The following is a 23,520-nucleotide window of genomic DNA, read 5'->3' as shown; positions in this document are numbered from 1 at the left end:
CTACTTTTTCCGATAACGTAGTGATCTGTTTTCCCTGGCCATCTACTTTTTCCGATAACGTAGTGATCTGTTTTCCCTGGCCATCTACTTTTTCCGATAGCGTAGTGATCTGTTTTCCCTGGCCATCTACTTTTTCCGACAACGTAGTGATCTGATGTGATAGCCCTTCAAGTGCCTGGAGGATTTTATTTTCCATCCCTTCACATCCTTCTAATCTTAAATATATCTTTAATTATATCATAGCTTGGATGAATTCACTGGATTTTTCCCCTCACAACATATGTTAATTTAAGGCATGAGCTAAAATCATACAAGACATCATCCTAATATCCCGAAAACTTGCCTCAAGTCAATTGTAAGATCAGTAATGACTCTGCTCTTCAGTTGACAATCCTCCGTGAAAATGCTTGGTTTCCCGTATTGATAGTCTTCACCTAATGTAAAAACCATGACGGTATTATCAATGGGGTGTATGATCCAATACTCTTTAACATGGTACTTCTCATAGAGAGCTAACTTTTTTACATAATCAAGGCTAATGGATGTTGGTGAGATGATTTCAATAATTAAATCCGGAGCACCTAAACAACCCTTATCATCTAATTTCGACTTGTCACATACAATCGTAAGGTCCGGTTGGACCACGTTCACTATTTGCTCGTCTTTCTGCTTTGGCTCACTAAAACGAACGTCGAAGGGCGCTGAATATATCTTGCAAGACTTATCAGCAAGACAGCTACGAATCTGGTAGAATAATTCACCAGAAACTTCCTGGTGTCGACGAGACGGCGCAGCAATGTTAAATGCGATACCATCAAGCAGTTCCCACCGCTTGTCATCAGACCACTTTAAATACTCGGCATATGAATATCTCTTATTATCCTTTTGCGCAGGCAATAACATTCACTGACACCTCCGTTAAATAGCTTAAAGCAAGCTTAAAAAATCCGAGGCAACTATAGCTATATTACAATCATACCAATTACGTGGACACGTTAATATCAAAAACTTTGTTTAAATCCACGACTAAATCAGGAAAAATTGACACTGTTACCTTATCCGTTTCGGTATACAGCTCAATCCTTCCATATCTCTTGTTATCCTCTAAAACAAAGACATTTACAAGTTTGTTGTCAGGCTCTACGATCCAATATTCCTTGACACCGACCTTTTCATAAATGTTGAATTTTAAAAGCCTATCAATTCGCACTGTAGAGGGTGATAGTATTTCAATTATCAAACTAGGAACTCCATAATAACCAGTTCCTCTTAAGCGACTGTTATCACAAACGACCAATAGATCTGGCTGATAAACATTTGTAACATCTTCCTCAATGTCTTTTTCCTCAATCTCCGGCAAACGTAAATCAAACGGTGCCGCAAACACCTGACACTGATTATTGCGCAAGTACTCGCCAAACTGCAACATTAATTCTCTAGATATACTTTGATGCTGCCAAGTGGGAGCTGATTGCATATAGGATATTCCATCTATAATTTCCCATCGTTCAGAGTCTGGAAATTGAAGATAGTCAGCAAATGTATATTTCTCCTTTTCTTTTGACAACGACATTTGACTTCCCCCTTACTTATATTGTACCAAATATTTACATGAATAACATCTGGTCTTCTATCTATAAATAATACTTTTATGAATTCTTAAGTGAACTCGTTCAACTAAAGATGAATTTAAAAAAACAAGATCGAAAAGTTCCTATTCTCAGAGGATTATGGTCTGGAATAGTCACATGATGTTCTTCTCCACATATTGTTGAAGTTAACCTAATATGACTACCGGTTTGTCTTGTTACTTTATAACCATATCACGCGGAATCCTCATATAGCGACGATCTCTTCCCTAATATAATGCAATCGAATAATTCGAGGAACTTTATCTTCATCAAAGTGACACCAAACTGCATCCTTCGCTCTTTCTCTAATAGCATCAAGAGAATCACTTTCAGTAAATATCGAATAACCTAAAGCTCTCGCGACATAACCGCCTTCTGGGGCTTCTTCGACCAAAAAAATAATCTCCTTGTCCATTATTTCACCTTCTTCTCTATCATTATATTCAATTATGCCACAAAAAAGCCTTCAGGAGTCATTTTTCAAGGAAACTTAGCAAAACACAGACGAAGACGGTCGCCTTAGTTACAATTATGCTTACCATAACATGCTTTCAGATAGTGCAGAAAAGCGCTCCCCCGTACTAAGCCTAAGGAGCGCCTTTCGACAAAGCCATTCCCTTAAAACTCACCCCAGAGGAGCGCTTTTCTGCTAAGCGGAAGCATCAGTGAAGCCGCGGTCCAGACGTGCGCCGACGGTTCGCGTCCCGTAGCGCGCCGCAGGGCTTGTCCATGGATGGACTGATGCCGCGGTGCCAAGGATGGCAAGGAGCGGCGCACATTCATCACGCCCTGAGGTTCGGACGCGCTCGCGAACCGTCCAGCACGTCAGCGGCGTAACGTGCTGACGCGTGCAGAAAAGCGCTCCCCTCCAAACGAAGGCTTTCGACAAAAAGCTCCGCCTAATCATTCCAAATCCTACTCATCATCGAGTTAAGAATAATCGCCAAACTCACTTTAAACATATAATACCCGCTCTTAAAAGGCGTAATAGACGAACTCCCTGACAAGCGTGCATCCATTTCAACAGAAATTTCTATCACCCGCAGTCTATTCTTAAGCAAAGTAACAATAGCATCGGGTTCCGGATAATCCGTGGAATAGTGGGCGGACACAATCCTCAAGGCCTTTTGATTATAAGCACGGAATCCTGAGGTAGGATCCGTAAAATTCTTACGCACAACGGACTGGAGAGTTTTACTCAAGAGATAGATCCCTAAGCGCCGGGGCCAAGCTGATTTATACGAGGTCTTTTCCAGAAACCTCGATCCAATGGTTACGTCCGCTTCCCCAAGAAGGACAGGGTCCATTAATTTTTTGATTTCTTCTCCTCTGTGCTGTCCATCCCCATCAACTTGCAAGGCCACGTCATAGTGGTTCCTTAAGGCATACAAAAACCCTGTTTGTACCGCGCCCCCTATGCCCAGATTAACCGGCAAAGAAATCACTTTTGCTCCATGGGCACGGGCGACCTCGGCGGTCTGATCAGTCGATCCATCATCTATGACCAGCACATCCAGCCAAGGGGATGTTGTCATTAGATTACTCACTACGGGGCCGATATTATCAACCTCATTTAAGGCGGGAACAATCGCTAAAATTCTCATGACTCATCCTACACGTCCTTACAGAATGGCTTATTTTCCGGATCAGCAGAGTTTTCTTCCAAGCTTTTTAAGTCATCCTCCAGCAGGGCGATCCGTTGTACCAAGACCCGATTGTTTGAACTTAATCTGGATATCTCTAACGAGAAGTGAACACATAAAACAAACACCAGAATCCCAAAAATGACGAAGATCGCAGACGGAGCGTAATAAATACCCATTAAGTCTGCTATGTACTCAATCCCGTCTTTCCAGAGGGATAAAACAATCATTCCCATTCCTGCGACAATCCAAATCAGAGAATATTCCACAGCTAAACGCCGGCGACGAACTTGCTCAACGATAAAGCCGGTGACAAATAAGCTGATTATAAGCACGACCAATTGTACACGTAACATTGAACTTACACCCTCCTGCCCGCTCGCCGATTAACCCCAGTTAATTTCCTTAGGCCCTTAATAGCTATAACCAAAACCAGAGATCCTAAAAAGATCATCCCAGGCATTACCGGCAGACGATAGCGAGCGCCATCAACCACAGTGAACATACTCACTATAAAACTGTAATAGCCAATAAAAAGTAAGAGAAAGCTGTATTTTTTCAAACTGAAAAGGCTAAGCAAGGCCCCAGCAAGGCCCAAGAGGAGATACCATTTGTCCAGGAGAACTCCCTTGATTTTGTAGGCTCCACCTAAGGGAGGAACCGGTTGCCAAAAAAGGTCCTTTTCTTTGGCAAAGGTTCGGTGCAAAAACAGTACGGGATGTTGAATTATATAAGACACTGCCAATTGCTTATATTCCTTTTCTTGTTCGGGAATGGGCAATTTTTCGATCCGAGCTTTAACTTGGGGTTCATAGCTCGGTTGAGCAAAATAAAAATATTGATCCGTAATAGTCAAGGGATTATTCCCCAGGTAAAACTCATAAGAACCATAATTTGAGACAGCAATGAACTGATGGTATTTAATGCCATTGCGAATCCACCAAGGGCTCATCACCACCACTGTCATCACAAGGATGACGGCAAAATCCCGCAGAGCCATTTTCAAGTTCCAACCCTTGGCCCACCAAATCCAGAATCCCAAAACAGGAAAAAAAAGCAACAAGAGGGGACGAACCAGATTCGAAACCCCCATGGCTGCCCCTAAGAGCAAGAGAGTCTTCAGTTTCGGCCGATCGACTTCTTTCCCATAGCGGGCTAAAAGATAAAGGAAAAGCGTGATGGTAAAAACATAGGTTGCCTCTGTGAGAACATACATCCCCCAGAAGGCAAATAACGGATATCCCAGTGTCAAGCAATAGGGGATCCAAGCATACCCCTTGCCAAACAAGAGTTCACCCGTCTTATAAGCGAAGACCGCGCTGGCAGCTCCGAGCACGGAGTGCAGAACAAGAATAACCATCTTAAAATTCATCACGCCAAATATCCCGTAAATGATGGCCAAGAGCATAGGATAGATTGGGCCTACCACATACTCCCGCGTTTGGGGGACTTCCCATATGTCACCGTCATCCCCCTGGACAAAATTCGCTGTATTTACGAGCCCATTGCCATGAAGGAAATTCTCAGCTATGTTGGAATAATGTAAACCATCGGGAGAAATAAAATAGCCCACACTATATGATCTGAAATATAGGAGTTCTATCATTAGGGCAATGAGAAATAAGAGTCCCGTAAACCACAACATTTTTCGAAGCACAAAGTTCGAGGCACGAGATTTGAACTCTCGATTTGTTCTATTCTCTCTAGTCAATAATTTTTCATCCTCTGCCGATTTGGGATCATTGAGAAGTCAAGAGACTCCCCATTGTTTTTTCATTTGTGCTTGGGATTACCCCGGTTCCGCCCAAAATATAAGCTGTTTTAGTCTTCCCGCACAGTCCCTTTAAGTAAGTACTTGTATCCGAATTCAGATCTCCTTTGGGGACGAGAATCATTGGGCTTCCAGTCAAAGCTGCAAAAGCACCTCCGGATAAGCCATCTGGGAAGGTCTCCCCTGTGGCTATGACGATGGATTCAGGATTTTGGTTAAAATGCTTCACAATTTGTAACATCGTATCATATTTTGTATCCCCAGCCAAGCGCAAAGGACCATGGGGTTCTAAGGGACCTCCTTTGGCATCAAACGTAGTGGATACCGCAAATTTCCCTCCTACAATGATGGTTTTTGTCACCCCGAAGTCTTTTAGTATTTGCTTAGTGGCCGCGGGCAATTTGTTTTGTTCTGTCAGAAGAATCGGAATCCCTAAAGCCGCTGCCGGAGCAGAAGCCGAGAGAGCATCCGGAAAGCTGGTACCGGAAGCTAAGATCACCTGTGAACTGGGTCCGATCTTCCTGGCAATAGCAGCGGCAGTATCTGGCGCTGACTCTCCGAAGATTCGTTCATAGGATAAACCCTCTTTCACAAGAGCGTTTGTAACCGGCTTCAGTATCGCTCCCTCTCCACCGATGACATAGACCTTAGCCTCAGAGGACAGACGTTTTATTTCTTCTAAAACCTCTTTGTCTAACTGATACGGGGATGTTAAAAGTAAGGGTGCCTTAAGCTTCTTTGCCAAAGGGGCAGCTGCTAAGGCATCTTGAAAGCGGTCTACTCGTGCAAGGAGCACGACCGGGGCAGAATTTTTCACCCAGCCGGTTTGGGATATTTTGATCGCCGTGTCTTCTGCCCTCATCCCATAGAGCCGCTCGATGCTTAACTCCTTGGGGTCGGGGGTTGGAGTCGGCGTTGGCGTTGGAGTCGGAGTCGGAGTCGGAGTCGGCGTCGGCGTTGGCGTTGGCGTTGGCGTTGGCGTTGGCAAAGGGTTAGTGTCCTTTATTTTTTCGTACCCGACTCTGGCGCGTTCTGTGAGGCTGGCATCCAGGACTTGTCCCTGCACAACCGTCAAATAGTATTTTGCCGCAGTCTCATTAGAGGAGGCTGTCCCTTCCAGGGCTAATTTATCTGCTTCAGCCAAGAGCTTTGTATAGGTGTTTCGCAGGCCATTTTTAGCCCGTTCTTCCAAGTTGGCATCCAGATTTGACCCCTGTAAGATTATTCCATAGTCCTGGGCAGCCGTCGCGTAAGTGAGGCTGTCTGCAAGGGCCAATTTATCAGCTTCAGCTAAGAGCTTGTTTAAGGCACTGAGATGACCTGTTTGGGCACGTTTCTGGATGGAAGCATCCAGGTTTGGTCCCTGCGAGATTGTCCAGTAGTATTTAGCCGCACTGGCATAAGAAGTGTCGTTCTTTTCGAGCATCAAAACATCTGCTTCCGTTAACAGTTTGCCATAGGCGTTAAGAATTTTCTTTTCAACAATCTCTTTATCTGTAACCGAGGGACTCTTATAAGCAGTAACATAAAATCCTAAAGCATAATACGAACTCCAACGAGCATAGTTGTACCAGTAATCACCATTGGCGGATTCGGCGCCGGTTCCTCCACCGGAATCAACCAAGCTGTCTTCATCAATCTCTAAATCTCCTAAATGAATCGAGGCCGGAGTACTCCAACGACCGGATAAGTAGGGAGGATTTACGGGAGGTAAGAGTTCCTTCGGGAACTTTGTGGCTCCCGGCGCAAAGGTAATTGCACTGTTGTACTTTTGACCCATCAGACTAAACACCGAATCCTGATAAGCGGATTTACCCGTTATGGCATTGGGATTATTTCTGGTTGCCCAACTATTATAACCCCAGATGGCAAAATACCAGTTTTCTAAAACATTGCGGTCCCCGTCCCCAATCTTGGGGTAAGCCCGCCATTTTTGGTTGAGCATCTGACAACCAATCTCAATATTATAGTCGATATCATTTTTTAATTTGTCCATCGTCTCTGTATCCTTGGGATCGTATGAGGAAACTTGCATAATCCCTATCCCAATTCCGTCACGTCCTATTAATGGTTTATCGGTTATAGGCTTTCCCGTCACAGTATCCATTTCCCATTGCTTCCAACCACTCTCCATCCAAGCAACTGCTTTGAGGAGTACAGGCGGAATATTATATTTATTGGCCATATCCTCTAACTTTTCACCGATCTCATTATAATAGGCCTTCTGATCTACGGCTGCCATGACCGGTCTGGCCGGGACTAGCTGGATAATAATAAGTCCGATGATAAGTACTGCCATGATCTTCTTGACGCGTTGTGCCCCCATACTCCTACTACCCCTCTCTAATGTGTCCAAGACAATATTCCATTTCTTATTCGACACTAAAGGAGAGGATTCCTGCCCAAAAACTGTTAATCGAGGGCTTATAGAAAACTTAGTCTGACTAGTACAGAAAATAGTAAAAAAGCCCCCTAAATCTAACTGATACAGTTGACCTAGCGGAGCCGGAGCATACAAGATGAAGTTGATCGCCGCCCTTTAAACCAGGCGGCCGGAAAAGATCAGAAAACCAAACATTACAAAATGAAAGGTAACCAGAATCGCTGACAGATCCCAGATCCGCCCTGTCCCCCAATACTTCCGGGTTTTGTTCTTGCGGTCCAGAAAGTCAAAGCCAATCATCAGCCCCGCATGATAAAGCCCATACAAGACATACTGGAGTTGGGTTCCGTGCCATACTCCCATAATGCCAAAAAGGAGGAGATAACCTACATAGGAGGCGGTATAACGATTTTTAAAGCGCTTTTTCTTAGCTGAATCAAGGACGAAACGCATGTAGATGTAATCTCTAAACCAAAATGACAGAGAAATATGCCAACGGTTCCAAAAATCTTTGATATTTTTAGACATAAATGGTTTATCAAAGTTGATAGGGGTCTTAATGCCCATCAGATAACTGACTCCGATGGCAAAGGCGCTGTACCCTGCAAAATTAAAGAAGAGGTAAAAGCCGTAAACGTACATGTACTTAAGGGTTGGCAGGAATCCAAAAGTATGGTTCAAGGGCTCAAGCCAATACTTATTGATAAGATAGGCGATAATAAACTTATACAGAAAGCCTCGAAAAATATAGTCCATTCCCTGGATGGCCAGCTCACCATAATCCTGACGAGTAAGGGGTTTATAAAGATCCGTAACAAAGCGTCGGTAGCGGTCGATCGGGCCGGAGGCAATGGTCGGGAAAAAGAGGACAAAGCTGATGAAATCCACCAATCGAACCTCTTTAATCAACCCATCGCGAATTTCCAGAATGATCCCTGCCGTACGGAAGGTTAAATAGGAAATCCCTATAAACCCGATGACAGTTTGCCAAAAGCCCAGCGCTATAAAACTAGGGTTAATCTTTACGACCACTAAGGGCAGAATGGCTAAGAAAGTTACCAGATAAAAGACACCGGCGCGATTTTTTCCCAGTGCACTCAGTCGATAGGACAAGTAAAGCCGTACTATAATCCATTGGAACAAAAGATAACCTGCAATCTGATAGAGAACGCTCAGTGGTCGTCCAATGAGCAGAAGCATACCCAAGGTAGAAAGTAAGACCCAGGCAGCTCGTACTTTACCGGATACTCCGAGAATCCCCAGCAAAACTGCCGGCACCATTGGGATAAGCAAATAGATGAAAAAGGAAAAGTCCTCAAAAGGCGTCATTATTGACCTCCCAGCAAAGCACGCCGGTCTGCCTTACCATTCGGTGTCATGGGCATTTTCTCGAGGAATTTAAACCGACGCGGGATCATATATTCGGGCAAGTGTCTGCGCAAATCTTCCTTCAGAGCAAGAGTCGCCTTGAATTCGTCTTCCACAGGCTTACTCACGGTAATAAAGGCCTGTAAATATTCCACTTTACCGCGTCGTTCAATGGGTAAAACTACGGCATTCTCAACCATCGCTAAGCGCCTGAGATTTTCCTCGATTTCTCCTAATTCGATCCGGTAACCATGGAGCTTAACCTGAAAATCCAACCTGCCTTGGTAAAAGAGGAAGCCCTCTTTAAACAGCCCAGAATCTCCCGTTCGGTAAGCATTCCAAGTTACCCCTTGTTCTTGCCAGCTAAAAAAAGCCTTGGCAGTTTGCTCTGGATTGTTAAGGTAGCCCACACTCACATTGGGGCCGGCAATAACCAGTTCCCCCGCCTCTCCCTCGGACAGGGTCTCAGGTCTTTGGGGCAAAAGCCCCTTCTCAGCGGCTATGGTTGCCGTGAGTCCATGGGTATCACAGATGAGGACCAGAGCATCCGGTTTAACCCTTCCTACCGGAAGTGGATTAAACCCGTTCAGAATGTCTTGGGTGATGGTCAGATTGGTTACCGCCACTGTGGCTTCGGTGGGGCCATAGAGATTTTCCACCTTAGCTCCCGGAAAGCGCTGAGCCAGTTTAGTTGCGCAATCATGGGTAAGAATCTCTCCGCAAAAGAGAAAACGCTTGACCCGGGGCAGCAGGGTATCATTAAAACCGGGATCCATTAAACACACCTCGGCAAAGGAAGGGGTTGATACCCAGTAACTGATGTTCGAGGAAGCGAAGGAAGCAAAGAGTTCTTTGGGGTTAGCAATTTGGTTTTTGTCCACACTCCAAAGGGTCCCTCCTGTACTTAAGGACATATATAAATCCATCACCGAAAGGTCAAAGGAAAAGGGGGCCTGATTGAGAAAGACCTCATTCATTTCCTCCGGCTGAAAGGCCGGGTTGACCCAGTTGAGAAAACTCTCTAAAGCCCCCAGGGTAATCTGAACTCCCTTAGGTACTCCTGTACTGCCGGAGGTGTAGATAATGTAGTAAACTTCATCCGGTTGTACCTGCCATGCGGATGACGGTACTTCCCATTGATATCCCTTAAGGATACTGTCCTGCCCGTCCGGTGAAATCATTTCTTGGATCATAACTTTGTGCGAGGCATCCCCTTTAGGCACAATTTGAGGGGAAAGGACTGCCCTTGCCCCGGAAGCCTCAATAATTTGCCAAAGCCGCTCCCCAGGCACGGAGGAATCCACAGGAATATAGGGATGGCCTGCTTTGACACAAGCCATAAATAATACCGGCATCTCATTTTCTTTATGCCCGTACACGACAACCGGAGTTTGACGAGTTATTCCCTCAGCTGAATTCAGTTCATGAAGCCATACTGCAATAGAATTAGATCTGCTTTCTAAAGAAGCATAGGTTAAAACAGAATTCCCATGTCCATGTGCCACCCGCTCCGGACATCTTATAGACCAATCATGGATTTTTTCACTAAGCATGAAACACATTCCCCATTCGCCTAAAAGTTATTGTAAATAAACGGAACTGTAGTTTGTTGCTTTTGCACTAAATAAAGAATAAACAAACCCATCAGGATGAGGTAGTAATAGGCAACTCGACTACACCATATTAAGGTGGGATTCCATTCCTTAGGTCCCTTCCCCTTCGTGATAAAATCCGTCCAATACTTCATCGATGTTCACCCACCCTTTCCAGCCCAAGTGCATCGTGTCCTGCAAGAAGTAAGCATCATATTCGTGATCTCCGAAATTTGCAACCACAAACCCTCTGTCCTTGATCATCTTCTCTGCTCGTAAATAATACGCCTTTCGTTCCTCTATCGGAAAACCTGTATAATCATACCAAGTTCCATTGACTGGCACTATAATAAACATCGGTTGAGCCTTAGTCTCTTGGAGTAAATCCAACAATAGCTCCAGATCTTGGTATTCAGGCGAGGGATATAGTCCCGAATGGGACGATGAATTTCTATTCTGGGCGAGCCTGGGTTGTATATTCTCTGAATAGTACTGATCCAAGATACCGAATGGATTATTATGGGTCAATTCTTCACCCTGCCTGGTGGCCTTCTCTTTTAATTCCTGCCACGAGGCAAGAGGCGGCGCCGTTACAGCAGCATTTATTAAGACACCTTTTGGGTTGATTAGCCGGGCGTAGGCAATAGTTTTCAACGCGTCTTGAGCTTCGAGGGCGGCCATTTCAATTCTTCCCCCAACTGCTAATCTCAGACTCCCAAAGCTTGGTTTTTGGCTTGTAAGTAAGTGCTGGTTTAGAAGGGCGTAGAGAGTGGGTTGCTCCTCAAAGGCTTCGGGAAAGTCTAAGAGGCGGGTTATTAATGAAGTTTTAGTCTCTGCAGATAAAGAGGAGTCAAAAACCATTCGATAGGCGTGGAGCGGGGAAAAATTCTGTTTAAAATACGCGGGACTGATTCCTTCCGGAGTAAACCATTGTGCAGAAAGTATAAGGGCAATTTTTTTGCCCTTAAGAGACTCTCCTAAAGCTGCCATGTTTAAAGCATGGATGATGTCCTGGGTTCCTCCTCGCCCCACAAGAAAAGGGGCAAACCCGGTGGGTTTTCCCTCAAAAAGAAGTGACGGATGAAATTCAGAGACAGCGGAAAATTCCGAAGACCCGTAAACAGGAAAAATATCCGGGGATCGCAGGGCTTTTTCCTGCAAGATCGTGCCCTGAAAACTTACAGGAGTTTGCGAGCCGCCGATGGTTTGGGTAACCCCTTGTTTAAGCCAAAAAAGCCCCACAACCTGCTGGGTCAGTGGGCCCATCCAAACTATTGTTACAGCAAAGAGAAGGACGGCAATAAGCATTGGCCCCAGTCGACTTCGAATCATCAACCCCTACGCTCCTCCAGGTAAGCAATGATTTTATTGGCGGTCTCCCATTCCTCGCGTTCCATTTCTGTTGGTGCCACTTCAATGGCCAGCTGCTCGTGAATGGCCACAAATAATTCAATGATTCCAAAGGAATCAAGCAATCCATTCTTAAACAATTCCAGATCCGGGTTCCGCTTTATCTCATCCGTACCACAAATATCGGTAAGTATATCAAGAATCTTTTCTCTAATCACTCGTTTATTCCTCCTTATGCAAGAACCTTCTTTTCCTATTCGACAAGATAGAAAGCAGTTCCTCCCTGAAACCTCCTGCCTTTTTATGAATTGTTCTTTGTATTCTTTTGATCCTTCCTTAATAAATCATAACCATTTATTGGGCATTTATATCAGTAAGCCCCTTTACCGGAGAAGACGACGGAGAAGGTTTTCCACAAAATCGATAAATCCAACCAGATATTCCAACGCCTGACGTATTCCACATCATAGGCCAGGGTTTCTCCCAAGGTTAGTTCACTCCGCCCGTTGACTTGGGCCAATCCGGTGACCCCCGGCAAGACGTTAAGGCGCAGGCGTTGTTCCGGTGTGTAGTGTTTTGCAATATCCGGAACCTCCGGACGAGGTCCTACAAGACTCATATTGCCCAGCAAAATATTCAGGAGCTGAGGGAGTTCATCCAAACTGGTTTTACGCAAAAACTTCCCGCTCCGTGTAATCCGGGGATCATTTTTCTCCTGAAAAACGAAGTTTTCCAGATTTTTTACTTTTTCCAGCTTTGACTTCATTAAGGCATCCGCATTGGCTGACATCGTCCTGAACTTATAAATAGTATAGGGCTTGCCCCAAATTCCCACCCGGGTTTGTGTGAAAATGGCCGGTCCCGAAGAATCCAAGCGAATCCAAAGGACTATAAAAAGCCACAACGGTGATATGATCACAAGAAGAACAGCAGCGACAAAAAGGTCAAGCAGCCGCTTCAGAGCAAGTTGCCACCGGGAATAAATAAGCTCTTTACTTTCAGCAGATGCCGCCAATCTCTGACCCATTGGTTTGTCTCCTTTCCGTATCTTACTTGCGAAAACCCTCGATAATTCGTTCAACAGCTTCAATGACATCTTCCGTATCTTGCTTACTCATCTTCGGATAAAGGGGCAAGGAGATAATACGTTCAAAGGTCGTTTCAGCCTGGGGAAAATCTCCTTTTTGGAAACCGAAGGTATCTCTATAGAAGGGATGCATTGGCACGGGAATAAAGTGCACACTCGTTCCAATCTGTTCCTTCTTCAATTCTTCGATAAACTCTGTTCTGTCTATGGATAGTTTCTCCAGATTTAGCTTTAGGATATACAGATGCCAAGCATGGCGGGCATATTCCTTTTCGGGAGGAATTTCCAGTTCGGGCATTTTGCCGAATGCTTCGTTAAATCGCTCGGCTATTTCCAGTCGAACTCCCTGCATGCGCTCGAGTTTTGCCAATTGGGACAGACCGAGAGCCGCCTGAATATCCGTCATATTGTATTTGTATCCGGGGTGGAGAATTTCGTAGTACCAGGAACCAGACGCCGAATAGCGGTTCCAGGCATTTCGGCTCATGCCATGTGAACTCATTATCCTGATTTTATCCGCAAGAGCCTCATCGTTGGTGGTGACCATGCCCCCTTCTCCCGTCGCCAAGTTTTTGGTGGCGTAGAAAGAAAATGCCGTTGCATTCCCGATGGTACCGATTAATTTCCCTTTGTACTTAGTATACACAGCATGGGCTGCATCCTCCAGTACAAAAAGATTATATTCCTTGGCCAGCTCCATAATTTCATCCATTTCACACGGATGTCCGGCAAGATGAACCGGAATAATGGCCTTAGTCCGGGGGGTTATCTTTTTACGAACTTCGTTGACATCGATGTTCATCGTCACCGGGTCGATGTCTGCAAAGATTGGTGTTGCTCCGGTATGAATAATAACGTTTGCAGAGGAAGCAAAGGTCATGGGAGTTGTGATCACTTCATCCCCTGCACTGATTCCGGCAGCCACCAGCGCGAGATGCAGCCCTGCCGTGCAGGAGTTCACAGCTATTGCATATTTGACTCCGATATACTCGGCAAAGCGTTTCTCGAACTCGTGGGTTTTGGGTCCCTTGGTAATCCAATTTGATCTGAGACTGTCCACAACTTCTGCAATATCATCCTCTTCAATAAGAGGCAACCCATAGGTTAAAAATTCTTTACGCATTGGATTTATGTCTCCTTTCAAATTCGAGCATATAAAGAACCAAACTTATCTTTTTTGACTGGTATGGAGTAATCGCTGATACACGGCTTCCATTTGAGTTACATTTTCTTGCCAATCATAGTGTTTTAACACATTTGCCCTGCCTTGTCGGCCTAAGCTGTCCCTCAGGGCAGGATCTTTAACCAGACCTTCCATAGCCTGGCCTAACTCGGCGATATTCTCTGATGAAACAAGTAAGCCTGTCTCTCCGTCTATAATTACTTCGGTTAATCCGCCAACCCTGCTGGCAATCACGGGACGGGCGCAGGCCGATCCTTCCACTGCTGTTACACCAAAGCTCTCTTGACGAGAAGGAATGACCACAATATCAATACTTTGATAGAAATCAGCAACCTTAGCATTGGGAAGTTGCCCCAGCCATTCAATATATGCACTAACTCCAAGCTTCTCTGCCAAGTCCTCCAGCTGGCCGCGCTCTGGGCCTTCCCCCGCAATGCGCAGACGAGTCTGAGGAAAACGACCATGAACCTGAGCAAAGGCCTCGATCAAAAGATCTAAGCCATACACAGAGTGCAGGCCTTTGGCAATGCCGAAGACGACGAGATTATCTGTTCTGCTGCTACCGCTTTTCGGATAAGAAACCTGTTCTCCCTGGGGGGGAGAAAAGCAAGTGGTATCCACTCCAAAGGGAATAATTTCTATAGCTTGTTCCGAGCCAATATAGCGATGCATCTCCTGGGCCATTATTTCACTGCTTGAGCATAGCACATCCGCACGACTCAGAATCCATTTTAACAGTTTTCGATGCAAAAAAGAGGTTCGGGGAAAGGAAAAAATATCACTGCCCCAGGCGGAAATAACCAAAGGATGCCTGCCGGTTAACGCTCCCAGCAAGCCAAAGCTCGTGGCATAATGGGAATGGATCAGATCCGGTTTGATCTCGGCGACCTTTTCCCGGACCCAAGTCTGGCGCAATAGTACATCCACCTTATCACCGGCCAGGCGAGGAATCACATGCACTTTAATCTTCGGCAGCTCTGCAGAGAGAAAACTTAGGATTTCTACCTCCCACCCTCGTTCTGACAGAGCTAAGGCCCATTTCTCCGTATGAGTGCTGGCTGCGTTGGCCAATATACAAAGTTTAGCCATCCCAGCTCTCTCCCCAAGGTTTCCATTGAATGGCCAGGCTCAATCCCCAGAAAGCCCAAACCATAGGGTCTTCGAAAAAACGGCCTTCCCCCTGGGAGCTGAGCCAAACCACGAAAATATTGATTAAGATTGCTTGTGCAAAAGAATTCATCTGATTCAACACACGCAAATTCATACTCACAATAATAATAAGAAAAACAAACATGCTTACAAGGCCAAATATCCCCATCTCAGCCGCTACTGTCATTAAACTGGTATGAGAACGAGTGACTGCATCACTCCAAGGCACCAGATAATGGTAGGGCTGTTCTATTGCCCACTGAAAATTTCCCAACCCCACTCCCGTCAAGGGGTTTTCGATAAACATGGCCCAACCGCCCTTGATCAGGTGCTCACGCTGTCCGAGAACGCTCATCCCGGTGAAGAGTGTTTCAAACCGGATGCGGATACTTGGAATGAGATAAAGAGCAATTGCGCCCACCCCTCCAAGCCCCAGTATACTCCAAGGCGTCCTGGGATTTTTCACTGAGCTGATGGCTATAATAACAATTCCTATCAGCAAGGTCAACCATCCTGTTCGCGAAAAGGTAACTCCCAAAGCTGCCATTTGGACAAGAAGTGCCAAGGCGGTCCCGATATTTAAAAACCATTCCCGCCGCAGGAGAAGGAGTAAAGTCCCCAGGATAGAGATATTCAAATAACGTGCAAACAGATTAGGATCAATGAAACTTGCATTCACCCTCCGTACTCCGGAGATATTAATACCTCCGCCCCAAATCCAGTTTCCACTTAAATATTGGGCTAATCCGATGATTGCCGTAAGAGTCGCCATAGCAAAGATCACCTTGAACACTCGGTCAAAGACTGTTTTTCGGTCCGCGCCCAAAGCCATACTTACCCCGACAGCAAATAGAAGAAGCAGACGCACCCCTTCATTAATCGTTGTTTGTGATTGCAAGCTTGTGGTCAGTGAAACGAGGACGGCAATAAACAAGGGAATGACCGCCCAAATCAAGGGAACCCCAGCAAGACGCTTTAAGGTCTTCCCTATTCCTGATTGAACAAAACGCACTGCTCCCCAAGCTAACAAGAAAATCATCCCTATGCGCAAAAAGGTTAAAGAGGTCGGCGTTTCCGCACCGCTTTGATAGGGGGGAAACAGCACTTTACTGATATCCCAAGGCACCAAAGCAAAAAACAAGGGAATAATCCAATCACCCCACCGTTTCACACAGCCACTTCCTCTCACTTATAAACTCCTTGCCTTCCGGCTATTTTAGCTCTTTTAGCCACTGACTGACAATGCTGTTCCAAGAATAATGCTCTTCTACATAGCGCCTGCCGTTCTCTCCCATAGACTTTCCCTGGTCACTTAACTCGTATAGGGAACGAATGGCTTGGGCCATCTCAACAGGATTTTCCGGTTCAACGGTGAGTCCCGCTCCGGCCTCTCTGATCAGCTCTACGGCTTCCCCTTCTCCACTATAGATAACAGGAACCCCACAGCCCATAGCCGGAAACATCTTAGACGGACGTGCCCCTTCAAAAAGTTTTAGCTTCTTTAAGGGAATTATACTTCCTGCAGCTAAGGACAAATAGCGCGGCATATCTGTAACCGGTTGAAATCCGAGGAATTGCACATTCGGCAGCTTCATCTCTTTGGCCATTTCCTCAAGTCTCGGCTTTTCCGTCCCATCCCCCAGAAAGAGAAAATGATACTGTGGTTCAGAACGCAATAAGTTGGCCGCTTCCAATACGCTCTCTAACCCCTGGGCATATCCCATCGTCCCGGTATAGACCAAGACGAATTTATCTTGAAGTCCCAGCTTCTCCCTAAATTCTTGATCCGGTGGAAGGGAGCGAAAGAGATCGAGGTTTACTCCGTTAGGCAAAAAAGCGATTTTCTCAGCCGGTATACCCCGTTTTATCCAAGTGTCGCGAATTCCTAAGGTCACCGCAGACAGTTTCCAAGAACGATTATAAAGCCAGGTTTCCAATCCCTCTGTCATACGGATCATCGTCTTATTGGTAACCAATCCCAAAGCTACTGCAGATTCCGGCCAGAGATCTGAAACGTTAAACACCAGGCGGGCACCTTTAACCCAACTTCCGAGTACAGCGGTCATCCCCAGAAACAGTGGCGGGGACTCCACGAAAAGGACGTCACAAGGCCCTGCCTTTAGGATTCCCCATAAAGACGAAAAGGTAAAGGAAAAGTAATTTAAAAGGCGTTTCCAAAAATGTCCCCGTTGCACAGGGTAAACCCAGGTCCGGTAGACCGGCAATCCTTCTACTTCATCCTTCATAGACCAATATCCTCGATACTTTGGCGGAATGACCCCTGAGGGATGATTCGGAAAGGCCGTGACAATGACAACCTCATGCCCCTGGCGCTGCAATCCTTTTGCCAGTTCTTTAAGCCTCACTTGGGCAGCTCCTGTTTCCGGAGGAAAGTATTGGGTCAAAATTAAAAATCGCATTGATTTACCTTCCTTATCCAACTTTCTGAGATTGGAGCAATACTTTATTTATCGCCAATTAAAGTCATAAACTTTAGTATTGATTACTATTTTTCTTTCCAAAGGTTGCTACAATTTGTTCTGCGGCCTTGCCATCACCGAAAATACTCGGATGATTCTCCGGAGGAGTAAACATCTCTACCGCCTCAAGAATTTTCTCTTCATCCGCGCCGGTCAAGCGATTCCATCCCACGTCGACTGTTTCGACCCACTCGGTTTCATCCCGCATGGTAATGCAAGGAACACCCGCAAAATACGCTTCTTTTTGGACTCCGCCGGAATCCGTAACTAATTTTAAGGTATTCGCTTCAAGTGTAATCATATCAAGATAACCCACGGGTTCAATTACCTTAAGTCGATTAAGCAGGGATGTTAAACCCAATTCATGCACTATTTTACGGGTTCGCGGATGTAACGGCAGGACCACAGGCAGCGAAATCTTAGATAATGCTTTTAAGATTTGAGTTAAACGTGCCGGATCGTCCGTGTTTTCAGCCCGATGTATTGTACAGAGAATATATGATTTTGGTCCTAAACCCAACATCTGGAGAATAGTTGATTTTTCCTTAGCCAACTCCAAGTTATAAAGAAAAGCATCGTACATGACGTCTCCGTCTTGAGAAACTCCCTCTGTAATCCCCTCAGCGATAAGGTTCTTCACGGCAGTTTCAGTCGGACAGGAAAGCCGACCGGAAAGATGATCTGTTAAAATTCGGTTGATCTCTTCAGGCATTCTGCGATTAAAACTTCGAAGCCCCGCTTCGATATGGATCACAGGGATATGAAGCTTCGAGGCAGCCAAAGCTCCCGCCAGTGTCGAATTCGTATCCCCGTAGACTAACAGAGCATCGGGAGTTTCTTGAATCAGCACTTCCTCAACCTTTTCCAGAATTGCCCCAGTCTGAGCGCCATGTCGGCCGGAACCTATCCCCAAGTGAAAATCCGGCCTGGGAATATGCAGTTCATCGAAAAAAATATCGGACATGTTAGTGTCATAATGTTGTCCGGTATGAATTAATATTTCTTGATGGTCCCTTCTTAAAACACGGGAGACTGAAGCCGCCTTAATAAACTGGGGCCTTGCTCCTACGACCGTTGCGATTTTCATAGTTTCCTTATTCCTTTCTTATCTGTTGGTTGGCTAACTGAGAGACTGAGACTAACATTGCCCAAAGGATCCAAAGCAGGGGTTCTTCATATAATCGTCCTTCTCCTTGAGCACTGATAAAAATTGCTATGACTCCTGCCACTATGCTGGCATTCAAGAAACGCAGACGCTCATGACGGATTGTACGGGAAATGTCCCACCCTCTTTGGAGGGTCTTAGCAAAAAGAAAATAAAGAACGGTAAAGCCGATAATCCCGGTTTCCGCCAAGACGGTAAGGATCGCCGTATGGGACAGAGAAACATAAAAGGTAGAGTAAGGATTGAAGTATGGATAGATGGTTGTGAAGGCTACTCCAAAGGCCCCCACTCCAATGCCCACCACCGGATGATCCCTCACCATGGCCATTCCTGACCGCCACAAATACTCTCGAATCCCTCCGGAGGCACTCAATAAACCCGATCTCAAACTCTCTATCCGTGCCATGATCGCCGGATTCAAAACAGCTGCCGCAATAATGGCCAAAATCATCAGCACCATGGCATAGAGTGTCAATTTTCGTCGGGGAATAAGAATCACGAAAATGATCGCCGAGACACCCAGAGCCAAAATCCCGCCTCGTGAACCGGTGATTCCCAAACCGGCACCCTGAAGCAAAATGGCGACGAGGGGTATAACACGGGATGACCATGATGTGCGTCGCTCGAGCTCAGCCACGGAGAACAAGAAGGTGATAACAAGGAAACGGGCAAAGATATTGGCATCGGCAAAGGTGGTGTTTGAGCGGCGATTAATGACGACAGCCGAGGTCGGGATGAAAAACCACTGTGTTAGATACTGTACAATGGCAACTAAACCCAGAACCGCTCCGGCTGCAATCAGCGTATAGCCTAAGCGCTGCAAATCCTTTTCGTCTTCGACGTAGGCTACGACAAGGTAAAGGGTGATAATCAAGGAAAGCAAGCGCAGGGTTTCTGCAAAGGAATGTGCCGGCGCAATAGAAAAGGCCGTTGAAAGCAAGTAAACTCCTAAAAGCGCGATTGGGAGCCATAAAAGGGCGTCTGTCTTTAGACGTTTCCAAATCTTAAATTTATCGGCTATGTGTGCCCCATGGTCTTTATGACTCTGCCAAAGATCACATAACCAACGCAGGCCTAAGGCCAGTTGTGTAAGACGAAAAAAATCTAAGATAGAAACATTAAAACCAGCTAATCGCTCTGGTAAGCTGTAAGCCGGTATGAACATTTTTGAAACCTCAAGGGGAAATGTGACGATAAGGACTGCCGGCAACCACCTGGGACGTTTTACGGCAACCCAAACAATCCCCCACAGATAACCCAAGGTTATTAACGTCGACGGATAATAGACCCAGCGCAGGATCATATAAAGCCATAAAATGGTTACAAAGACTTCAAGAATCAGGAGCAAACGGTTTTCACTCAGATTATTTTTTTCCATCTTGCCTCTCCTTTCTCCTCGAGATCCATTTAGTGCTCACCTGCTTAATAAACAACGTCATCTCTCTTATGTCCTCCCGCGTAAAAATCAAAACGGTTTTAAACTTTTCGCCGCTTTCACGGCGGTAAAAACCATAGTTCAGGGTAAAAAGTGATATATAAACTAAACTCGAGGCCAAGGAGGCGCCCATAATACCCCAAAGGGGGATGAGGGTAAAATCAAGGATCAGGGTTAGTACGACTGTGATACCGGAAGAGATACTTGAATAAATCGGCTTTCCTCGGGCCATTAAATCCCCCGAAAGCACTACAGATCCACCAAGGGCCACAATCCCAGGTAATAATACCAACAAAGGGTAGAAAGCTCCACTAAAGCGAGCCCCAAAGAAGAGGAGAATCAGCGGATAAGCGATTATAGCCATTCCGAGTGCGGCAAGAAAGGTCAGCATTATGGTTAGGCGCGTGACTTTCGGAGTCATAGAGAAGGTAAGGCTGTCTTTCTCCGAAGCAAGCTTTGGAATGAGAGCCGTATTGACCGCATTACCCAAGTATCCGACCATTTCGGCGAGGGTGACCGCAGTAGCGTAAAGGCCAACTTCAGATAAGGGCAAAAATCCGGCGATTATGAAGAGGTCCAGTCGATAGTTTATAACCATCATGACGTTCGCTAAGTAGGACTTAGCCCCATAGCTGAGAGTTTGCCTTATATACGAAGGGCTAAAGACATGAAAACGCCAGCAGACAATCTTCGCCATTTCCGGCAGCATATACAGGGTTGTCAAGATATTTCCGGCAACCCATATCCCAAACCCAGTGGTCACTGTCAGACGGTCCAAGGCAGCCGCTGCCGAAACTCCTGCGGAGAGGACTGCGAACTGGACCAGTAAGGCCAAGTTGTACTTGCCTATGGAGTCCAATCCCCATAACACACTCAACCAATAGAGATTAAGCAGTCCGAAAGGAATCGCCAGCAGAATCAATCCCAATTGGAGGGGCGTCACTGCTTGCATGTACCCATTTTTTAAAAAGTGATAAGCAATACTTACACATACAACCATAAAACCGCCCAAAAAGGCTGCCATACCCAGTGAACTTCCCACAGCCTTTTTGCCATCTTCCGGGTTTCGTGCCACGTAGTAAGTATTGGCATAATTCAATCCTAAGCTACACAGCGGTACCAATACCGTGGGGATCTGGACAAGAAAGGAATACAAGCCCTTTCCCACGGGTCCCAGCACGCGAGAGATGATGATTTGAGTTACCATGGAAAAAACAACGCGTCCCAGGGTTCCAAACAAGGTCAAAAAACTGTTTCGAACAAAACTCATGGTTTTTCACCATTATCAGGATTGCCCCACAAGACATCGGGATCCACAGTCTCCCGTGTAACCACTATACTTGACGGGAATATGGAAGAATACTTCACCTCTAAAACATTCCCGTTTTTCAGCAGATCTCTCTGCTCTTTTGTCAGATAAAATGTCCAAGTATATTTGGCATTGGGCTTTGGTGCCAGAGTGATATAGTAGGGATATTTTTCGAAATCAAAATCCCTTTCTAATTCCAGCCCTTTGATCATGGTGGTTAACCAAAGATCCGTAATATAGCCCGCAGCTACTTTTTGGGTATTAGGGGCTGGTTCGACAAGGCTATCCCCCGGCGAGTGATAGGTTACCCGAACACTGTTCAGTGTTTTAAGAGTTGCCAGTTTAGCAGCATCAACAATAAAGCGTTGAACTGTGTCCTCTTTAAAGGAGTATACAACACAATAGAATTGATCATTGTTCTTCGGAGAAATTCTCTCTAAAGAATTAATTTCTCCATCCATGATCCTTTCCTCCGGAAAAACCGTCGTCACGTATGAGACATAATTGTCCACCCCGACCCATTCAACCTTTTGACCTGGGCTTGGTTTGTCCTGGGGGGTAACAAAGGAGATTAGGTTTTTTCTGCCTTCAGGTGTTTCTACTTCATAAACCGTTCCCACGAAGAAGTAATGCTTTACATCAATAAGTTGACCTTGACCAATCTCCAATTCTCCGTTAAGAAAACGGGTAGCCCCACTCTGTGCTTCCTGGATTTCGGTCTCTGTAAACGGCCCTTTTACCTGTCTATACCCTGAAAAAATACCCAGGAGCACAAATAGAAACAGGCCGATTAAAACAAGATTCCCTCTGCGCAACGGTCCCAGCTTCCTAACGCTATTTTCCACGGTATACTCCTTCGATCACGCGGACAATTTCTTCTTGCTCCGTTCTTGAAAGTTCGGGATAGCAAGGAATTGCCAGGGCTTCCGTACATGCCTTCTCCGTGATTGGGAAGGAGCCCTCTTTATACCCCAAATCATGAAAAGCCTTCTGTAAATGCAATGGAACCGGATAATAGATTGCACAGGCGATATCCGCTTGTTTAAGCGCCTCCATCAGTTCCCGGCGACGATCCGACCGCAGGACATAGAGATGATAGATGGGGGTGCCCGCCGGATCCCGGCCGGGCAGAGTGAGTGGCAGTTGAACTAATAGTTCGTCATAAACTGCTGCCTTTTCCCGACGACTATCATTCCATCCATTTAAATACCGTAACTTAACCCGTAGGATGGCAGCTTGAAGCTCGTCAAGACGGCTGTTGTAGCCGATTTTATCATGATAGTATTTTACTTGGCACCCGTGGAATCGCAACATGCGCAATTCTGAGGCCAAATGCTTGTCGTTAGTGACGATCATGCCTGCATCTCCATAAGCCCCTAAATTTTTGGTGGGAAAGAAACTGAACGTTGCAGCATGTCCGATTGAGCCGGCTTTTTTACTTTTGTATTCTGCTCCAATAGCTTGAGCGGCATCTTCAATGACCTTTAGATCATGGCGTGCGGCAATTTCCATAACCCTCTCCACATCCAGCATCTGACCAAAAATATGTACAGGGATAATGGCCTTTGTCCGAGAGGTTATTTTCTTCTCTAATTGAGTTAAGTCCATGTTAAGTGTCACAGGGTCAATATCAACGAAAACAGGAGTCGCACCAACCTGAGCAATGGTTTCTGCAGAGGCAAAGAAGGTGAAAGGAGTGGTAATTACTTCATCTCCGGGGCCAATGCCAAAGGCTCTAAGAGTCAGCACTAAAGCATCTGTACCGTTAGCAACCGCGACAGCTTCCTCCGTGCCGCAGAAAGCCGCAATTTCCTTTTCCAAAGCCTTCATCTGCGGCCCCAGAATATATACGGACGAATCCAGCACATCTGTAATGGCTTGATTGATCTCATCCTTTATGGTCAAATACTGAGCCTTAAGATCTAAAAGAGGAATTTTCATTATAATCTTCCCTTTCTCTTCTATATTCAACCC

At 45.7% G+C, this 23,520-nt stretch carries 23 protein-coding genes and 1 pseudogene; all 24 read right to left on the bottom strand.

What is annotated here, in order from left to right; genetic code table 11:
• The coding region (locus LJE72_RS17035) for a hypothetical protein (RefSeq protein ID WP_229249065.1) at positions 1 to 196 on the bottom strand (196 nt) is incomplete at its 3' end.
• Positions 197 to 318: 122 nt separating this feature from the next.
• Positions 319 to 903 (bottom strand): Uma2 family endonuclease, encoded by a 585-nt coding sequence (locus LJE72_RS17030; protein ID WP_229249064.1) that lies wholly within the window; start codon positions 901 to 903, stop codon positions 319 to 321.
• A gap of 79 nt (positions 904 to 982) precedes the next feature.
• Positions 983 to 1,573: a Uma2 family endonuclease gene (locus tag LJE72_RS17025; protein ID WP_229249062.1), complete on the bottom strand. Its 591-nt coding sequence runs from the start codon at positions 1,571 to 1,573 to the stop codon at positions 983 to 985.
• Between the two features lie 100 nt (positions 1,574 to 1,673).
• Positions 1,674 to 1,808 (bottom strand): annotated as a pseudogene (locus LJE72_RS17020) (hypothetical protein); the annotation flags it as partial.
• 28 nt (positions 1,809 to 1,836) lie between these two features.
• On the bottom strand, positions 1,837 to 2,046 hold the full coding sequence (locus LJE72_RS17015; RefSeq protein ID WP_229249061.1) for a 2-oxoisovalerate dehydrogenase: 210 nt from the start codon (positions 2,044 to 2,046) through the stop codon (positions 1,837 to 1,839).
• 484 nt (positions 2,047 to 2,530) lie between these two features.
• Positions 2,531 to 3,235 (bottom strand): glycosyltransferase family 2 protein, encoded by a 705-nt coding sequence (locus LJE72_RS17010; RefSeq protein WP_229249059.1) that lies wholly within the window; start codon positions 3,233 to 3,235, stop codon positions 2,531 to 2,533.
• Between the two features lie 8 nt (positions 3,236 to 3,243).
• Complete coding sequence (locus tag LJE72_RS17005) at positions 3,244 to 3,630, bottom strand: DUF2304 domain-containing protein (protein ID WP_229249057.1); 387 nt, start codon at positions 3,628 to 3,630, stop codon at positions 3,244 to 3,246.
• A 5-nt stretch (positions 3,631 to 3,635) separates the two neighbouring features.
• Complete coding sequence (locus tag LJE72_RS17000) at positions 3,636 to 4,985, bottom strand: ArnT family glycosyltransferase (RefSeq protein WP_229249056.1); 1,350 nt, start codon at positions 4,983 to 4,985, stop codon at positions 3,636 to 3,638.
• Positions 4,986 to 5,013: 28 nt separating this feature from the next.
• Positions 5,014 to 7,371 carry a cell wall-binding repeat-containing protein gene (locus tag LJE72_RS16995; protein ID WP_229249055.1) on the bottom strand — a complete coding sequence of 786 codons (2,358 nt, stop codon included), beginning with the start codon at positions 7,369 to 7,371 and terminating at the stop codon, positions 5,014 to 5,016.
• A 213-nt stretch (positions 7,372 to 7,584) separates the two neighbouring features.
• The gene (dltB, locus tag LJE72_RS16990) at positions 7,585 to 8,757 is read right to left on the bottom strand and encodes a D-alanyl-lipoteichoic acid biosynthesis protein DltB (protein ID WP_229249054.1); all 1,173 of its coding nucleotides are present in this window, start codon (positions 8,755 to 8,757) and stop codon (positions 7,585 to 7,587) included.
• The gene (gene dltA / locus LJE72_RS16985) at positions 8,757 to 10,349 is read right to left on the bottom strand and encodes a D-alanine--poly(phosphoribitol) ligase subunit DltA (protein WP_229249053.1); all 1,593 of its coding nucleotides are present in this window, start codon (positions 10,347 to 10,349) and stop codon (positions 8,757 to 8,759) included. The genes dltB and dltA overlap by 1 nt, the downstream gene beginning before the upstream one ends.
• A 20-nt stretch (positions 10,350 to 10,369) precedes the next feature.
• Entirely contained in the window at positions 10,370 to 10,543 is a 174-nt protein-coding gene (locus LJE72_RS26790; protein WP_396391326.1) for a teichoic acid D-Ala incorporation-associated protein DltX, read from the bottom strand.
• Positions 10,500 to 11,720 (bottom strand): D-alanyl-lipoteichoic acid biosynthesis protein DltD, encoded by a 1,221-nt coding sequence (dltD, locus tag LJE72_RS16980; protein ID WP_229249052.1) that lies wholly within the window; start codon positions 11,718 to 11,720, stop codon positions 10,500 to 10,502. The genes LJE72_RS26790 and dltD overlap by 44 nt, the downstream gene beginning before the upstream one ends.
• Positions 11,720 to 11,956 (bottom strand): D-alanine--poly(phosphoribitol) ligase subunit DltC, encoded by a 237-nt coding sequence (dltC, locus tag LJE72_RS16975; RefSeq protein ID WP_073027838.1) that lies wholly within the window; start codon positions 11,954 to 11,956, stop codon positions 11,720 to 11,722. The genes dltD and dltC overlap by 1 nt, the downstream gene beginning before the upstream one ends.
• Positions 11,957 to 12,108: 152 nt before the next feature.
• Positions 12,109 to 12,765, bottom strand: coding sequence for a sugar transferase (locus LJE72_RS16970; protein WP_229249051.1), 657 nt, complete (start codon positions 12,763 to 12,765; stop codon positions 12,109 to 12,111).
• A gap of 22 nt (positions 12,766 to 12,787) precedes the next feature.
• Positions 12,788 to 13,948 carry a UDP-4-amino-4,6-dideoxy-N-acetyl-beta-L-altrosamine transaminase gene (gene pseC / locus LJE72_RS16965; RefSeq protein ID WP_229249050.1) on the bottom strand — a complete coding sequence of 387 codons (1,161 nt, stop codon included), beginning with the start codon at positions 13,946 to 13,948 and terminating at the stop codon, positions 12,788 to 12,790.
• A gap of 45 nt (positions 13,949 to 13,993) precedes the next feature.
• Positions 13,994 to 15,097, bottom strand: coding sequence for a glycosyltransferase (locus LJE72_RS16960; protein ID WP_229249049.1), 1,104 nt, complete (start codon positions 15,095 to 15,097; stop codon positions 13,994 to 13,996).
• Positions 15,090 to 16,328 carry an O-antigen ligase family protein gene (locus LJE72_RS16955; protein WP_229249048.1) on the bottom strand — a complete coding sequence of 413 codons (1,239 nt, stop codon included), beginning with the start codon at positions 16,326 to 16,328 and terminating at the stop codon, positions 15,090 to 15,092. The genes LJE72_RS16960 and LJE72_RS16955 overlap by 8 nt, the downstream gene beginning before the upstream one ends.
• A 40-nt stretch (positions 16,329 to 16,368) precedes the next feature.
• A complete protein-coding gene (locus tag LJE72_RS16950) occupies positions 16,369 to 17,577 on the bottom strand; it encodes a glycosyltransferase family 4 protein (protein WP_229249046.1) in 1,209 nt (402 codons plus the stop codon).
• Between the two features lie 73 nt (positions 17,578 to 17,650).
• Positions 17,651 to 18,724 carry a non-hydrolyzing UDP-N-acetylglucosamine 2-epimerase gene (gene wecB, locus LJE72_RS16945; RefSeq protein ID WP_229249044.1) on the bottom strand — a complete coding sequence of 358 codons (1,074 nt, stop codon included), beginning with the start codon at positions 18,722 to 18,724 and terminating at the stop codon, positions 17,651 to 17,653.
• 7 nt (positions 18,725 to 18,731) lie between these two features.
• On the bottom strand, positions 18,732 to 20,180 hold the full coding sequence (locus LJE72_RS16940) for an O-antigen ligase family protein (RefSeq protein WP_229249042.1): 1,449 nt from the start codon (positions 20,178 to 20,180) through the stop codon (positions 18,732 to 18,734).
• Positions 20,167 to 21,507 (bottom strand): flippase, encoded by a 1,341-nt coding sequence (locus LJE72_RS16935; protein ID WP_229249041.1) that lies wholly within the window; start codon positions 21,505 to 21,507, stop codon positions 20,167 to 20,169. Before LJE72_RS16935 ends, LJE72_RS16940 begins: the two co-directional genes overlap by 14 nt.
• Complete coding sequence (locus LJE72_RS16930; protein ID WP_229249039.1) at positions 21,504 to 22,391, bottom strand: hypothetical protein; 888 nt, start codon at positions 22,389 to 22,391, stop codon at positions 21,504 to 21,506. Before LJE72_RS16930 ends, LJE72_RS16935 begins: the two co-directional genes overlap by 4 nt.
• Complete coding sequence (locus tag LJE72_RS16925; protein ID WP_229249038.1) at positions 22,381 to 23,487, bottom strand: DegT/DnrJ/EryC1/StrS family aminotransferase; 1,107 nt, start codon at positions 23,485 to 23,487, stop codon at positions 22,381 to 22,383. Before LJE72_RS16925 ends, LJE72_RS16930 begins: the two co-directional genes overlap by 11 nt.
• Between the last annotated feature and the right edge of the window lie 33 nt (positions 23,488 to 23,520).

This window comes from Desulfosporosinus shakirovi (assembly GCF_020595055.1).
GTDB classification, from domain to species: Bacteria; Bacillota; Desulfitobacteriia; order Desulfitobacteriales; family Desulfitobacteriaceae; genus Desulfosporosinus; species Desulfosporosinus shakirovi.
The sequence above is the reverse complement of the archived record's forward strand: the minus strand, read 5'-3'. Positions and strand labels throughout refer to the sequence as shown.